Below are 15,100 nucleotides of genomic sequence, written 5' to 3' on the forward strand. Positions count from 1 at the left end.
CTCCTTACGGTGTCGTCTCTTGCGGCGGCCGTGCTCGCACTAGGCAACCGTCCGACCACGTACAGCGGTACCGTTGGGAAGGCGGCAGGAGTTAAGAGCGTTAAGCGGTCAGAGCACGGGAGTTGGGGCCATTGACGACACGACAGCCGAACGCCGGACTTGAGCGGCTGTACCGCGAGAGCGGATGGACCCTGAGGCAGTTCGCCCAAGAGGTCAACCGCATAGGGACCGAACGCGGGACCCCCCTGAAGTACCAACAGCCCTCAGTCCACCAGTGGTTGAGTGGTCACCTGCCGAAGGAATCCGTCCGACCGCTGATTCTGGAAGCGCTCGCCCGGAGACTGCTACGGCCCATCACCCACACCGAGGCGGGATTTCCAGCGCCCCCGGAAGAGTCGAACAGCCACCCGACTACCGTGGAAGGGCTGATTGACCTCGGGAGGCAAGACATGGACCCCTCGCGCCGAAGCATCCTGAGCGCAGGACTATTCTCCGTGGCGCTCACCGTTCCCGGATGGCCGGATGTCGTGGGCCGCATGGAAGCGGTTCAGATTGGAAAGACCCAGCGCATAGGAATGGCCGATGTGAATATGGTCATCGCCATGACGGAGCGCGTATCCGACTTGGATGACCAATTCGGAGGACGGCACGCCCGTCCGATGGCAGCGGCATTTCTCGTGAATACGGTCGCCCCTTACCTCCGAGCCGACGCCACAGAGGAAGTCCGCAAGGCGATGATGTCGGCCGCCTCCGATCTCTGCTACCTCACCGGATACATGGCTGTTGACGAGGGGGTTCACGGCCTGGCGCAACAGTATTACCTAAAAGCGCTAGAACTAGCAGGGGCTTCGGAAGACCATCTCACCTACTGCACTACGCTACGGGGAATGAGCGTCCAAGCCGTCGATCTGCGGCATGGAAAAGCTGCTATGCGCCTCGCTGACGCCGCTGCTTCTGCCTCGCGGCAGGCTGGCCCTCGAATGCGCGCTTTCTTGGCGGGCAGCAAGCACACGCATCCGCGCAGCTTGGCGACCGCACGAGGGCGCTCATGTACCTCCGAGAGGCTGAAGTGGCGATGGAAAAAGCCGAGTCTCAAACGAAGACGTTCGGCTCTTACAACCCTTCTTCACTCACCTATCACGCGGGCCAGGTTCGTTACGAACTGGGCGACATTCGCGGATCGGTCAAGGAATTGAAGGAGTCCGATAGGCTACGGCACAGCTCCTTCAAGAGGAATCGAATTCGCTATCTTTCAATGCTTGCCGAACGTCAATTAGAGATCGGCCATCTTGAAAGCGCATGTGCCACATGGCTCAAGGTTGTGGAGATCTATCCTCACGTTCAATCAGGGCAGTGCGATAAAGCAATCTCCACGATGCAGGCTCGGATTCGCCCCTACCTTAAGAATCAAGCTGCCCGAAATCTCTATGAGCGTGCGCGCATCGTGACCCCTCCATGGGTAGCGGTGTGATCAGAAAAGCAAAAACCCCCGTGCGCATCACCCGATAGGGGCCGATGAGCCATGCGGGCTTCTTGCCTCCCTCGGCCACCCGTGTCGTCCACGCAGGAACGAACTTGCATCAACTTCTGAGGGCGTTGCCGGTCAAGGCAGGTGGCAGCGCTCGCGGACATACCCGCCATCGGACCTGAACCGCGGTCACCCCGGCTTCGCGTGGTGAGTGGTGCGTCGGCCCGTGCGTTACGGGGTGGGAACCGGGGGGCGGGGGGTGGCGTCGTCGTACGGAGGTGGCCGGGGCCGGTGTGGCCGCTGGGGCCGGTGGGGTGGGTGGGGGAGAGGGCGGTATGGGGGCACGGGGTGCGCGGGTGCGGTCGTGGGTGCGTGGGCAGGGGCGGTGGGACCGTGTCCTGGTGCTGGCGTCCGTGCTGGTGGCGTGTCTGCTGACCTTCCATGCCGCCGTACCCAACGGCGTCGGCCGCCTGGGCAGTCTCCTGGAGACGTTTCTGCCCTGGCTCGGGCTGGCCGTCCCGGTGCTGGTGGTGGTCGCCCTGCTGCGCCGTTCGGCCGTCGTGCTGTGCGCGTCGCTGTTGCCCGCCGTGAGCTGGGCCGCTCTCTTCGGCGGTCCGCTGGTCTCCCGTCCCGGCTCCGCGTACGACCTCACGGTGCTTCAGCACAATGTCAGCGACGTGAACGCGGATCCCGCGGGCACCGCTCGGGCACTGCTCGACGCGGACGCCGAGCTGATCGCCCTGGAGGAGCTGACACCGTCCGTCCTGCCGGACTTCGCGGCGGTCCTGGCCCCCGGCCACCCCCATCACGCGACTGTGGGAACGGTCGGACTGTGGTCGGTGTTCCCCCTCGTCGACGTACGGCGGGTCGACATCCGGCCGCGGGGCATCGGGGAGGGCTGGGACCGCGGGATGCGCGCGACCGCCAGGACCCCCCAGGGGGACATCGCCGTGTACGTCGCCCACCTCCCGTCGGTCCGTATCGGTCCGGCCGGATTCACCTCGGCCCCGCGCGACGAGAGCGCCGCCCTCCTCGGTGCGGCGATCGCCGCCGAGCCTCTGGAGCGGGTCATTCTGCTCGGGGATCTCAACAGCACGACGGACGACCGCGGACTGGCCCCGGTCAGCTCGCTGCTGAACCCCCCGCGTTCGGGCTTCGCGCTGAGCTGGCCCGCGTCCTTTCCCCTGGCCCGGATCGACCAGGTCATGACGCGGCCGGGCACCGTGACCCATGTCTGGTCCCTGCCCGAGACGGGCAGCGACCATCTGCCCGTCGCCGCCCGCATCAGATTCTGAGTGCCCGTCAGGCCCTCCCGACAAGCCGGAAAAACACACTGATTTCCGGGATTCCGGCGTTTCCCCATCTCTTCTTCCGGTCAGATACAGAACCAGGGGATCAGGGGGGCGCAACATGGCGAGAAGACTGGTGAGACCACCGCGGCGGCCGCGCGCAGAGGCACCGGCGGCGCCGCAGCCGTGGTGGAAGCGGTGGTGGGTGCGGATCGCGGCCGTCGCGGTCCCGGTGGCCGTGGCCCTGGTGACACTCGCGCTGACCGATGTCTACGGCCTGCTCAAGACCAAGGTGAGCGCCGGTCCTCCGAGCGGCCTGAAGGCGGACGCAGGCTGGCCCGCCGCCGACGGATGCGATCTGGTGACGGCGGCGGCCATGGTGAAGGGCGGCCCGCCGATCACCGAACTGGACATCGACGACTTCGAGAAGGACCCGCGCACCCTGGTGACCGAACAGGACGGCGCGTCCTGGCAGGACGGCATCCTCAGCCTGACCTTCAGCACCGAGGGCGCCGAGGCCATCTCGATCAGCGCGGTGCGCCCGCACATCCTGGGCCGCAGCACGACCGTGTCCTACGACTGGGTGCTGCGGAAGACGACCTCGTGCGGTGGCGGTGACGACCCCAGCTTCCTCCGGTTCGACCTCGACAAGAACCGGCTGGTCAGCATCGAGGGCGGAAAGGAAAAAGTGCGGAGCGAGGAGGGCGGGTCACTGCTCACCGGGGAAACCGTGAAGAAGGGATCTCCCTTGTACGCGAACTTCGACGTGCGCAGTTGCACCGCGTCGTACACATGGACCCTGGAGATCGAATACCGGCAGGGCACCGACAGGAAGACGACGGCCCTCGGCCCGTTCCGCTCGGCGGGCGGCGTCGAGGGCATCCCGGTCTACGACCTGAAACCGTCGGAGAGCGGACTGGGCCGCGAACTGGTGGACACCGGGACCGTGACCGAGGCCGGCTGCGGCGGGGAGGGCTGAGGCCATGGAGCGGCGCACGGCGCGTCCGGCCGTGATCGCGGCGCTGGCCGTCACCCTGGTGCTCGCCCTGGGCGCGGGCGCCCTGGTGTGGTTCACGCAGTTCCGCGACCGGGGAGACGGGCCGGGGCTGGACGACTGGTCCTACACCCCGGTGAGCGCCCTCGCGGTCGACGGCGGGGCGGACTTCAACCCCCGCTCCGTGGTCGGCGGCCGGGGACTGCTGGTCGCCGTGGGCGACGCCCCCGACCCGGCCGGCGACGGGTACAACCTCGACGCCTGGTACTCCACGGACGGTGTCACCTGGCACACCGGTGATCTCCGCTCGGTGAGCCGGGGAGCGGGCTGGTACACGGAATTCCTCGACCTGATGGCCTGGGACGGCGGCTTCCTGGTCGTGGGCAAGGGCATCGACAACTCCGGTGCGCTGCCCACCACATCCGCCTCCGACCGCCCGGTCTGGACCTCGAAGGACGGCAGGAGCTGGCGGCCTCTGGACCCGCCGCGGGACGCCGCCGGCGGCAGCCTCACCGTCCACACCGACGGCACACACGCCTACGCCTCGTTCGGTGACACCCCCCTGTGGCGGCTGGCCTCCCCCGACGGCCCTTGGGAGAGGACCGGCATCACCGCGCCGGAGGGCTGCGGATTCACCGGCCGGGTGGAGACATCGGGCGGCGAGGGTCTGCTGCTGACCGGCACCTGCGCGCCGAACGAGAACACGCGTCCGGCCCTGTACCGGGCCGACGGCGAGGACGCGTCCACCGTCCGGGACCTCGCGGGCACCATGCCGGACGGTCTGATCGGCCCCCTGACGGATGTGGCCGTGCGCGGCGACACCCTGGTGGCCGCCGCCTACCAGGTCCTGACCGGGGAGGAGGCCGAGGCCGTTCCGCCGCCGCCCGACGGCGGCGATCTCGCGGGCGACGGACCCGCCGTGCCGCCCGCCCGCGGGATGCTCCTGCGGTCCGAGGACGGCGGAGCGCACTGGGCCGAGGCCGAAAACCTGCCCGTGCCCGAGGACGCCAAGCCCGGCTCGGGGAAGGTCGACGACTTGATCCTGTCCGGCGACACGTTCGTGGCCACGGGCAGCGTCGTCATCAACGAACTGCTCCGCCCCGCCCTCTGGGTGTCCCGCGACGGAGGGACGTGGACGTCGCACCGCCTGCGGGCCTTCGCTGAAGACGGTTACCTCGGGAGCGGCGCCGCACTCGGCGGCCGGGTCGTCATACCTGCCCTCTACGGATACGGGCCGATCCACACCGCCGGCCTGATCACCAACTCCGCAGAACCGTCCGGCACGGCCTCGCGAGCGGCCCCGACCGGCGGCACCCGGCCGAGCACCTTGCCGAGCACCCGGCCGGCCGTCCCGCCGTCGGCCACGGCGTCGTCCTCGGCTACGGCGTCCTCCTCGGCCACGGCGACACCCTCGGCGCCGCCCACCGAGCCGACCACCGACGACGTGTACGCCCTGATGGCTCCCTGGGGCGGCGAGATCACCGGCGGCTCGGGCCCGCGACCCCGCTACGAGGTACTTCTCGCCCTCTCCTCCGGGGACCCCGAACCCCGCTTGGAGAGCCTCACCGGCACCCTGTTCGTCAAGGGCGACGGCGGATGCACCGCCGGCCTGGGCGGCCCCCAGGTCCGTGGGGACGGCACCCTGGTCTTCCGCCCGGTGGCCCGGAAGAACACCATGCCGGGCACGGTCTTCGACGGCGCCGCCTACTGCCCGGAGATCGTGGAGGTCAGGAGGACCGGTGCCGCCGAGCTGAGCTGGAGCAGCGAGGGGGGATACACCGGGACCCTGGTGCCGGGCCCCGTGGACTGAGGGCGGCGCGGGATGAGGGCGGTGTGCACCGAGGGCTGCGGGGCTGAGGGCGCGGGATGAGGGCTGCGTGCACCGAGGGCTGCGTGCACCGAGGGCGGCGTGGACCGAGGGCGGCGGGGCTCGGTCCCGGTGGATCATCAGGCCGTAGTCCCGGCGGACCGTAGTCCCGGCGGACCGTGTCGTGCGGTGCCGCCGAGCCACGCCGCGCAACCCCTCCCCGGAGGCGCCCGGCCGCCCTTAACCTGGCTGTATGGGGGGCTTGGGGGGAATGGCGCGGTCCGGCAGAGTCCGGGACGCGGCCGTGCGCGCGGCGGTGTCCGCGCGGAGTGTCGAGGACTTCTTCGACGGGGTGGCAGGGGCGCTCGTCCCCGCGCTGCGGCTCGACATCTGGGCCGGTATCACCGTCGATCCGGAGACGTTGATGAACACCGGCGGCAACTACCGCGACGCCGTGCCCGCCGCGCTGATGCCACGGATGCTCGACATCGAGTACCGCGAGGGCGACGTCAACGCCCTGCCCGATCTGGCCCGCAGACCCGTGCCCGTCGGCCTGCTCAGCCAGGAGGTCGGCGGCCGCCTCGAACACAGCCCCCGCTACCGGGACATCGCCGGCCCCCTCGGCTTCCGCGACGAGTTACGGGTCCTGCTCCGTGACCGCCACGGTGCCTGGGGCGCCCTCGTCCTCGGCCGCGGCCACGACGCCCCCGCCTTCGAACCCGTCGACCTGGCACTGGCCGGCGCGCTCGCCCAGCCCCTGGGGAACGCGCTGCGCCGGCTGCATCTCACCCGCCAGGCGCAGGACGACCCCTCACCGACGGCCCCGGGCATGGTGCTGCTCGACGAGGAGTACGGGGTGGTGCACATGACGCCCACCATTCCCATGTGGTTCGACACCATGTCCCCTTCCGGCGCCCTGCTCGGCGGACCGGCGGCCTCGCTCACCGGACCGTCGGTCTTGCCGGGAGGACCCGCCGTCTCGCTCGCCGGACCGGCTCGTTCCGACTCCGGTCCTCCGCCCGGAGACGTCCTGCCTCCCGCCGTCTACGCGGTCGCGGCGGCGGTCCGTGCGCCGGGCGCGGACAGCTCCCTCACCTCCTGGGTGCACAGCCGCACCCGGGGCCAGGTGCGGCTGCACGCCTGGCGCATGGACGGCCTGTCCGGCGCCCGGGTCGCCGTCGTGGTCGAACCGGCGGGCCCCGGCGAACACGTCGGCCTGATCGTCGCCGCGTACGGGCTCACCGCCCGTGAACGGCACATCACCCAGCTCGTCCTGCGGGGCCACTCCACCGCCGAGATCGCCCACCTGGCCGGGCTGTCACCGCACACCGTGCAGGACCATCTGAAGTCGGTCTTCGACAAGACGGGGGTGCGCAGCCGCCGTGACCTGGTGGCCACCCTCTTCACCCGCCACTACGAACCGGCCCTGACCCCGTCCACACCGCCCCCGACGCACGCGTCCCCGCCCCGGCCGTCCCCGCCCCCGCCGTCCTCGCCCCGGCCGTCCCCGCCCCGGCCGTCCCCGTCGTCACCGCCCCCGCCGACGGGGATCTGAGGCGCCGGTCAGGGCATGGCGTCGGCGTCGAGCCAGGCGACGATCGTCGAGGCCGCGGGCAGCCCCTGGTGTTCGAGCGGCATGTCGTGGCCGACGTTCGGCACCAGGACCGGTGTCGCCCCCAGCAGCTCCGCGACAGTACGGGTGTCATGGACGGGCGTACGGTCGTTCTCCGGCCCGACGACCAGGACCGGGCACCGGATGGCCTCCGTGTCGACGGCGACGCTGCCGTTGCTGTAGTGGTTGATCACGGTGGGCGACTCGGGGGTGAGGCGGTCCATCAGGACGTCGAGGTCCTCCTCCGAGATATGGCGGAACCACCCCTCCCGGGCCTGTTCCCGGTCCACCGTCACCGGACGGTCCTTCGGGTACGCCGTCGAGCGCATCGGGCCGAGCTGGCCGGGCCCCACGGTCGAGACCAGGACCAGCGCCCGCAGGGGGTAGCTCTGGGCCACGAGCTGCGCCACCAGCCCGCCCATGCTGTGCCCCAGAAGCACCGGGGCGCGGCCCATGGAGGGGGCCAGTTTCGTCAGGACGTTCCGTACCTCGGCCGCGTAGTCCTCCGGCGTGCACGCCAGGAACTCCGCCTCGGGCAGCGAACGGGAACCGGTGTGGTTGGGCAGTGACATCGCCAGCGGCGTCCAGCCGGCCTCCGCGAACACCGGCATCCACCGCTCGAACGCCCACCAGCCCCGCATGATCCCGGGCACCAGCAGGATCCGCCCGCGCTCCTCCACGGTGGGGTCCCGGGCCTCGCGGACCAGCAGCCCGTCCACGTCGTGGTCGCTCCACTCCAGCACACTTCCACCATAGGGGAGGAAGGGTGCTGGTGTGGATGGTGGTGCGACGGGGCTAACCCGCCTTGACCTGCGTGAGGAACGCCGACCAGGCGGTCGCCCGGAAGGTGAGGACGGGGCCGGCGAGACGCTTGGAGTCGCGGACGGGGACGATACCGGTGAGGCCCTCGGCGACCTCCAGGCAGTTCCCGCCGTCCCCGCCGCTGTAGCTGGCCTTGTGCCAAGACGCGGCGCCCAGGTCGAGGTCGTACTCATGACTTCTGCTCTGCATGCTCGAAATCCTCCGCCACTGATTCCATCAGGGCCAAGGATGCTCCCGGTGACAATGCGGTGGCCCCCAGCAGATCGTAGGTCAGTTCGTATCGCCTGACCGACGCCGGATCGTCCACCAGTTGGCCCGATCCGATGCTTTCGAGATAGGCAAGGGTGGGCGCCTCCTCGAACTCCATCAGCTTGAGTGAGCCATTCAGCCCAGAGTGCGCACCTGCGGCGAACGGCAGTACCTGAACGATGATTCGGTGCCTTCGGATCAGCGCTGTGATGTGACGAAGTGCCTCCGCCATCGCCGCTGTTCCACCGATCGGTCTGCGCAGGACAGCCTCGTCCAATGCCCCCCAAACGACGGGGGTCGTTGGATGCTTGAGCAACTTGGCGCGTTCCAGTCGCGCGGCCACCAACTCGTCGATCTCCTCTTCCGTGGCTGTCGGGCGGTACGCGCGGAAGACCGCCCTTGCGTACGCCTCCGTCTGCAACAGACCTGGAATCAGCAGCGGCGCGTACTCCTTGATCACCAATGCCGTCGCCTCGGCCTCCGCCGCCTCCGCGAAGTGGTCCGGGTACTTCGACTTCTTCAGCACCTCGCAGTTGCGGAAGAAGTACTCGCCGGTACCGAAGATCTCGTCGAACTTGACGGCGAACTCCGGCTGCATCCTGCGTACGCCCATCTCCAACATCCCGATGAACGCACCGCTCACGAACAACGGCTGTCCCAACTCGCCCTGGGACATGCCCTTTTCCTCGCGGTGATACCTGAGTTCCGCGCCGAGCATGGCGCGTGGTGATGACGACGGATCAAGTGGCTTGGGCTTTTGGGGCATAGGGGCTCCTGCGGAACACGTAGCGGTGTTGGTCTGCCGTGTCTGGTCAGGCTAGCCACTGACGGCCACGCTGTGTGGTGAAAGCAGATACAGAGCGTGGAGACGACAAATCATGGTTACCTACGACATGAGCGAAGGGCGACGTATGGTCGCCGCACACGTACGGGCTGCCGAGGACGCGGTGGAGGTGCTGCGGGCCGGGCTCGCGGTGGCGGGGGTGACCTTGCCGGGGCTGCGGATCGTGCCGGCCTCGTGCCTGGGCGAGGCGCCCGTACCGCTGATCGATCTCGGACGCTGCGATCTCGGCACCGCGCTGCGGCTCGGCGCCGTACTGGAGCAGGCCTGACGATGAACGTAGGCCCGACGATGAACGCAGGCCCGACGATCACGTAGGCCTGACGGTGACGTACACGCCTGAGCCCGGACTCATGAGACCGGCGGGCGGCGCCCCGTGCGTGGGGCGCCGCCCGCCGGTCCTGGCGTGCGGGAGCGCCCGGCGGGTCTTTCAGCGGGTGCGGGCGGCCTTCAGCGCGGCGCGCAGGTGGCCTTGGGAATCGGCGAGGAGCGCGGCGGCGGTGGGGCCGTCGACGGAGCCGAGGATGGTGAGGATGGCGTTCTTCACCTCGCCGTCGGTGGCCGCGAGGGCGGACTCGATCCGCTCGTCGGAGGCGCCGGTGGCGAGCGAGACGATCCGGCGGGAGCGTGCGCGCAGCTTCTCGTTTGAGGCGCGTACGTCGACCATGAGGTTTCCGTAGGTCTTGCCGAGCCGGATCATGGTGATGGTCGAGATCATGTTGAGGACGAGCTTCTGTGCCGTACCGGCCTTGAGGCGGGTGGAGCCGGTGAGCAGCTCGGGGCCGACGACGACCTCGATGCCGTGGTCGGCCGCGGCGGCGAGGGCGCTCCCCCGGTTGCAGGAGAGCCCGATGGTGAGCGCGCCGAGGGAGCGGGCGTGCTCGACCGCGCCGATCGCGTACGGGGTACGGCCGGAGGCGGAGATGCCGACGACGGTGTCGGTGGCGGTGAGCTTCAGCGCGTTCAGGTCGGCGGCGGCGAGTTCCCTGGAGTCCTCGGCGCCCTCGACGGAGGTCACCATGGCGCCGGGGCCGCCCGCGATCAGACCGATGACCTCGTCGGGGTCGGTGTTGAAGGTGGGCGGGCACTCGCTGGCGTCGAGGATGCCGAGCCGGCCCGCCGTGCCGGCGCCCGCGTAGACCAGCCGGCCGCCGCGGGCCACGCGCTCGGCGGTGGCGTCGATGGCGGCGGCGATGCTGGGGAGCTGGGCGGCGACGGCGGCGGGGACGGTGGTGTCCTCGCCGTTCATGAGCCGGGCGATGTCGAGCGTGGGCAACTGGTCGATCTCCGCCAGCTCGGGGCGGAAGGCCTCGGTGGTGAGGGTGTCGAGCTGCGCGCGGAGTTCGCCGTACGGAGAGGTCATGAAGGAACGGCTCTTTCTGCGTGGTGAGGGGGTGCGGGTGCGGGTGCGCCGACGGCCGTGCCGACGGCCGTGCGGGCGGGGTGCGATGGCGGCTGTGGCGGCCGAGCCGGCGGGTGCGGGTGTGGCCGCGGGGCCTGTGCGGGTGCCTGTGCGGGTGCCTGTGCGGGTGTGGCTGCGGGGCCTGTGCGGGTGCCTGTGCCTGTGCGGGTGCCTGTGCCTGTACGCGGTTCTTCGCGGTTCTTGCCGGGTCAGCGGCTCGTACTGCGGGGGCTGTGCCGGTGCGCGAGTGCCTCGTACGACGCGGAGAGGGCGGGCGCGGCCGTCTCGTACGTCCGCTGGGCGACCCCTATGAACAGGCAGTCGACCACGAGGAGCTGGCTCGTACGGCTGGACATCGCGGCCGGGCGCAGTTCGCTTTCGCGCGCGGTGGAGGTCGTCAGCACATGGTCGGCGTACTGCGACACGGGACCGTCCGGGCGGCCGGTGATCGCGACCGTCGTCGCGCCCCGGTCGAAGGCGACCCTGAGCGGTTCGATGACGTCCCCGGTGGAGCCGGAGTGGGTGATCGCGATGGCCACGTCGCCGGAGCGGAGCTGGACGGCGTTGGTGACGGCGAGATGCGGGTCGGAGTGGGCATGGGCGATCAGCCCGATGCGGAGCAGCTTCTGCGCGAGGTCCAGGCCGACGAGGGCCGAGGCGCCGACGCCGTAGATGTCGATCCTGCGGGCGGCGGCGGCCGCCGTGACGACGGCGCCGAGCTGGACGGTGTCGAGCGCGGCGGCGGTGTCGGCGAGGGTCTGCTGCTCGTCGTAGGCGAGCTTGGCGACGACATCGGCGATGGGGTCGTCCACGGCTATGTCGGCCGTGACGGCCGGGGCGCGGCCGGACTGCTGCTGTGCGGCGAGGCCGGCGAGGGCGAGACGCAGATCCCGGTAGCCGGGGTAGCCGAGGAGGCGGGCGGTGCGGACCACGGTGGCCTCGCTCGTGCCGGTCAGCTCGGCGAGACCGGTGACCGTGAGCGCGGCGCAGCCGGCCGGGTCGCCCGCGACGGCCTCGGCGACGAGCTGCATGGAGCGCGTCATCGTGGGCGCGAGGGTCCGCACCTTGGCGGCGAGCGCGGCGGGTGCGGGGGGAGGCCCGCTGAAAATTTCCTTCACGTCTTGGGTCACCTCTGAAAGATATTTTCGGCTTCGGCCGGCCGTCAACCCCCGGCCGTCCCTGACAATGGCTGGATGGACGACCCCATGGACGACCGGACCGACGACCGCGACGAGCGCGGTGAGCACGACGACCGCACGGACGCGGCACCTCCCCGTGTGGACCCGCTGGAGCGCGCGCTGCACTCCGCGCGGGCGCTGGTGCTGGCCGATCTGATCGCGGGCGATGTGGCGCGGGCCGAGGTCGTGTCGCTGGTGGAGGACTCGGTGGCGCACCGGCGCTGGTGGGTCGAGCAGTGGCCCGAGGGCGCCGCGTATGTGGCGGGGCTGGTCGCCCAGGACGTCCAGGACGCGCTGATGGAACGGTACGGGCGCTGGCCGCTCTGCCCGGTCTGCCCGGAGGTCGAGGGGGTGGAGGCCGAGCCGCACGCGCTGGACGTGGAACCGGAGCTGGGGCCCGATCCGCACTGGGTCTGCGGGAAGGCGGGCGTGGTGGTCGCGGCGGTGGGCTCGCTGCGCGGCCGGGACGCCGCGGGCGGCGTCGGCGCGGCTCCGGAGGACCCGGCGGCCGGCTCGGGCGACCTGGGCGACCCGGGCGGTCCCGGCAGTCTGGGCGATCCAGGTGGTCCGGGCGATCCCGGTGCTCCGGGCGGGCCGGGCGGCTTCGGTGGGGCGGGCGGTTTCGGCGGGGCGGGGGCCGTGTGACCCTCTATATCGACCCGCCGATCTGGCCGGGGCACGGCCGTATGTGGTCGCACCTGGTCAGCGATGTCTCGTTCGACGAACTCCACGCCTTCGCGGCAACGGTCGGCTGCCCGCGCCGCGCCTTCGAACGCGATCACTACGACGTACCGTCGGACCGCTACGGCGATGTCGTGCGCGCGGGCGCGGTGGAGATCGGCTCCAAGGAACTCGTCCGCAGAATCACCGAAGCAGGCCTACGCCGCCCCAAGGGCCGCCCCACCCCCACCCCGACCCCCTGACAGGTCCGCCGCTCAGGTCCTGGTCAGGATCCGGTCAGGATCCGGTCAGGACCCGGTCAGGACCCGGTCAGGACCCGGCCGTGACCCGGCCGGGACCCGGTCAGGACCCGGCCACGGTCTGTGGGCGGCTTCGGGGGTGTGGTCGTGGGCGGGGGACTGGGCGGGGACGGCGTGGGCCGCGGGGATGGGGAGGGCGGCGGGAACGGGGGCGGGGGAATCTGTGGGCGGGGGGACGGGGGAGCCCGTGACCACTCGGCTTGTGGTCCTGCGGTGGAAGCGCAGGGAGACGGCCGTCAGCGCGATCGCCACCACCGCGAGCGCCGCGCCCGCCCAGGCCGTCGAGGCGTAGCCGAAGTCCGCGTCGATGACCGCGCCGCCCAGCCAGGGGCCGCCCGTGTTGCCCAGGTTGAAGGCGGCCGTGGTGGTGGCGCCGGCCAGGGTGGGGGCCGCGGCGGCGATGTTGAACATCCGGGCGTTGAGAGCGGGCGCCGTGTAGAACGCCGAGACACCGAGGAGGAAGGTCAGCGTGACCACGGCGACGGGGTTCGACGCGGTGAGGGCCAGCAGGACGAGCAGCACCGCCGAGGCGGTGATACCGCTGAGCATGACACCGAAGAGATGCGCGTCCGCGTACCGGCCGCCCAGCCCCGTACCGACCAGCGCGCCCAGGCCGAAGAGCCCGAGCACGGTCGGGACCCAGCCGCTGTCCATCCCCGCCACATCCGTCAGCAGCGGGGCGAGATACGAGAACGCGCAGAAGACACCGCCCGCGGAGAGCGCGGTGACGGCGATGGAGAGCCAGACCTGGCGGTCGCGGTAGATGGTCATCTCCCGCTTGAGCTGCGGCCTCTCGGCCGGCACCGGGATGCGCGGGATGAGCGTCATGACACCGATCAGCGCGACCGCCGAGGCCGCGCCCACCGCCCAGAACGCCGAGCGCCAGCCGAGGTGTTCGCCGAGGAGCGCGCCGGCCGGTACGCCGAGCACGTTCGCGATCGAGAGTCCGCCGATCATCACGGCCATGGCACGGGCGCGCGCGTCGAGCGGGACCATTGCGATGGCGACGGCCGCGCCGACCGCCCAGAACCCGGCGCAGGCGAAGGCGCTGATCACCCGGGACGCGAAGAGCAACTCGTACGTCGGGGCCAGCGCGCCCGCGACCTGGCCGAGGCCGAAGACGGAGATCAGGGCGATGAGCGTCGTACGGCGCGGCAGCCGCAGGGTGGCCACGGCGAGCACGGGCGCGCCGACCACCATGCCGACCGCGAAGGCCGAGATGAGGAGTCCGGCGGTGGGGATGGACACGTTCATGTCGTCGGCGAGTGGCGGCAGCAGCCCGGAGAGCATGAATTCACTCGTGCCGAGAGCGAAGACCGAGAGGCCCAGGATGTAGACGGCGAGCGGCATGCGGGAGCGTCGACCGGCGGAGTCTGGCATGACAGGTGCCAACGTGGGGGTAGGGCGTTACATTCCCTCGCGTTGCCTCCCGTTGTCGGCCGTTGCCTCGCGTTGCCTTGCGCCGCCTTGCGCGCCCTCGCGTTGCCTTGTGCTTCCTTGCGTTGCCTCGCGGGGAGGTCCGCCGTGGTCGCGTTCCGGTCCGACGGCCTCGGTCATGGCCCGCGCTCTCGGCTACGGTTCCGTCCTCAGCTCCGCCAGCTCCGCCGCGAGGTTGTGGCGGGCGCGCCGCTCCCATTCCCTTACGGCGTAGGGGGTACGGAACAGGCCCGGCAGCGCGAGCAGTTGCTCCAGCACGGCCGCCCGGCCCGCGCGGAAGTCCGCGTCCGGGACGAATCCGTACTCCTCCCGTACCGCCGCCTGGTACGTGGCGTACGCCTCGGGGGCCGAGGCCAGGACGGCGAGATCGGCGTCGCACAGGACGGCGCCGTTACGGTCGCCGGGTCCGGCGGCGTGGGTGGTGGTGAGGCGGACGAGCCGGGCGACCTCGTGCGTACGGTCGTCGCTCAAACCGGCCTCAGGCAGGGCGCGTTCGGCGAGACGGGCGGAGCGTTCCTCGTTCTCGGAGCGGTCGGGGCGGTAGACGGCGTCGTGGAACCAGGCGGCGAGCCGTACGAGGCCGGGGTCGTCGGCGTACTCCGCGAGTGTGTCGATGTGGTCCAGGACGGCGAGCAGATGAGCGGTGGTGTGGTAGCGGCGCTGGGGTTCGGCCCAGCGGGTGAGCAGGTCGTCGGCGTACACGTACGGGTCGGGTGCGCTGTCGTCGCGCAGGGCGAGGAGCGTGGCGGCGAAGCGGTCGCGCAGGTCGAGGCCGCGCGGGTCGCGGGGGTCGGGGGCGGACATGGGACGACCATAGGGCCCGGCGCGGGCTGCATCGTCCCGGGCCCGATACATCAGCCCTCGCCCGGCCGATGAGCCCTTGCCCGGCCTGTGAGTCCTTGTAAGGACCGTTTTACGAGGCCTTGAACCCTCGGAGTCGGAGTGAGTTGCCGACGACGAAGAGGGAGGAGAGGGCCATGGCGGCTCCGGCGATCATGGGGTTGAGGAGTCCGGTGGCGGC

The 15,100-nt window shown here is 70.9% G+C and carries 13 protein-coding genes and 2 pseudogenes; 8 read left to right on the top strand and 7 right to left on the bottom strand.

Translation table 11 applies throughout. The features are described 5' to 3' along the window. Positions 1-131: 131 nt before the first annotated feature. From ACFYYH_RS26545 to ACFYYH_RS26565, 5 genes and pseudogenes are all read left to right on the top strand, one after another. A pseudogene (locus tag ACFYYH_RS26545) lies at positions 132-1,471 on the top strand (tol-pal system YbgF family protein). 332 nt (positions 1,472-1,803) lie between these two features. After that, the gene (locus ACFYYH_RS26550; protein ID WP_388555801.1) at positions 1,804-2,763 is read left to right on the top strand and encodes an endonuclease/exonuclease/phosphatase family protein; all 960 of its coding nucleotides are present in this window, start codon (positions 1,804-1,806) and stop codon (positions 2,761-2,763) included. Positions 2,764-2,878: 115 nt separating this feature from the next. Beyond that, entirely contained in the window at positions 2,879-3,736 is an 858-nt protein-coding gene (locus ACFYYH_RS26555) for a hypothetical protein (RefSeq protein WP_388555803.1), read from the top strand. Positions 3,737-3,740: 4 nt separating this feature from the next. Next, on the top strand, positions 3,741-5,561 hold the full coding sequence (locus tag ACFYYH_RS26560; RefSeq protein ID WP_388555805.1) for a hypothetical protein: 1,821 nt from the start codon (positions 3,741-3,743) through the stop codon (positions 5,559-5,561). A gap of 250 nt (positions 5,562-5,811) precedes the next feature. After that, a complete protein-coding gene (locus ACFYYH_RS26565; RefSeq protein ID WP_388555808.1) occupies positions 5,812-7,113 on the top strand; it encodes a helix-turn-helix transcriptional regulator in 1,302 nt (433 codons plus the stop codon). 8 nt (positions 7,114-7,121) lie between these two features. Here the strand turns inward: ACFYYH_RS26565 and ACFYYH_RS26570 are convergent, their stop codons facing one another. Genes ACFYYH_RS26570 through ACFYYH_RS26580 form a run of 3 tightly spaced genes read right to left on the bottom strand, consistent with a single transcriptional unit; the run spans position 7,122 to position 9,007 of the window. Next, entirely contained in the window at positions 7,122-7,913 is a 792-nt protein-coding gene (locus tag ACFYYH_RS26570; RefSeq protein WP_388555811.1) for an alpha/beta hydrolase, read from the bottom strand. Between the two features lie 52 nt (positions 7,914-7,965). Next, positions 7,966-8,181 (bottom strand): DUF397 domain-containing protein, encoded by a 216-nt coding sequence (locus ACFYYH_RS26575; RefSeq protein ID WP_388555814.1) that lies wholly within the window; start codon positions 8,179-8,181, stop codon positions 7,966-7,968. Then, positions 8,162-9,007, bottom strand: a complete 846-nt coding sequence (locus tag ACFYYH_RS26580) for a helix-turn-helix transcriptional regulator (protein ID WP_388555817.1) — start codon at positions 9,005-9,007, stop codon at positions 8,162-8,164. Before ACFYYH_RS26580 ends, ACFYYH_RS26575 begins: the two co-directional genes overlap by 20 nt. A gap of 112 nt (positions 9,008-9,119) precedes the next feature. On the opposite strand from ACFYYH_RS26580, the gene ACFYYH_RS26585 reads away from it, so the two are divergent. Further along, on the top strand, positions 9,120-9,353 hold the full coding sequence (locus ACFYYH_RS26585) for a hypothetical protein (RefSeq protein ID WP_388555820.1): 234 nt from the start codon (positions 9,120-9,122) through the stop codon (positions 9,351-9,353). Positions 9,354-9,512: 159 nt separating this feature from the next. On the opposite strand, the gene murQ is transcribed toward ACFYYH_RS26585, so the two are convergent. Then, positions 9,513-10,445 carry an N-acetylmuramic acid 6-phosphate etherase gene (gene murQ / locus ACFYYH_RS26590; RefSeq protein ID WP_388555823.1) on the bottom strand — a complete coding sequence of 311 codons (933 nt, stop codon included), beginning with the start codon at positions 10,443-10,445 and terminating at the stop codon, positions 9,513-9,515. A gap of 248 nt (positions 10,446-10,693) precedes the next feature. Beyond that, on the bottom strand, positions 10,694-11,614 hold the full coding sequence (locus ACFYYH_RS26595; protein ID WP_388555826.1) for a MurR/RpiR family transcriptional regulator: 921 nt from the start codon (positions 11,612-11,614) through the stop codon (positions 10,694-10,696). A 75-nt stretch (positions 11,615-11,689) separates the two neighbouring features. On the opposite strand from ACFYYH_RS26595, the pseudogene ACFYYH_RS26600 reads away from it, so the two are divergent. Beyond that, positions 11,690-12,121 (top strand): annotated as a pseudogene (locus ACFYYH_RS26600) (hypothetical protein); the annotation flags it as partial. 182 nt (positions 12,122-12,303) lie between these two features. Next, on the top strand, positions 12,304-12,585 hold the full coding sequence (locus ACFYYH_RS26605) for a DUF4031 domain-containing protein (RefSeq protein WP_388555829.1): 282 nt from the start codon (positions 12,304-12,306) through the stop codon (positions 12,583-12,585). 45 nt (positions 12,586-12,630) lie between these two features. Here ACFYYH_RS26605 and ACFYYH_RS26610 read toward each other — a convergent pair whose 3' ends face one another. Both ACFYYH_RS26610 and ACFYYH_RS26615 read right to left on the bottom strand, forming a co-directional pair. After that, complete coding sequence (locus ACFYYH_RS26610) at positions 12,631-13,992, bottom strand: Cmx/CmrA family chloramphenicol efflux MFS transporter (RefSeq protein ID WP_388555855.1); 1,362 nt, start codon at positions 13,990-13,992, stop codon at positions 12,631-12,633. Between the two features lie 222 nt (positions 13,993-14,214). Next, positions 14,215-14,883 carry a hypothetical protein gene (locus tag ACFYYH_RS26615; protein WP_388555831.1) on the bottom strand — a complete coding sequence of 223 codons (669 nt, stop codon included), beginning with the start codon at positions 14,881-14,883 and terminating at the stop codon, positions 14,215-14,217. Positions 14,884-15,100 lie beyond the last annotated feature (217 nt).

It is taken from the genome of Streptomyces sp. NPDC002018, assembly GCF_042890865.1.
Lineage (GTDB): Bacteria > Actinomycetota > Actinomycetes > Streptomycetales > Streptomycetaceae > Streptomyces.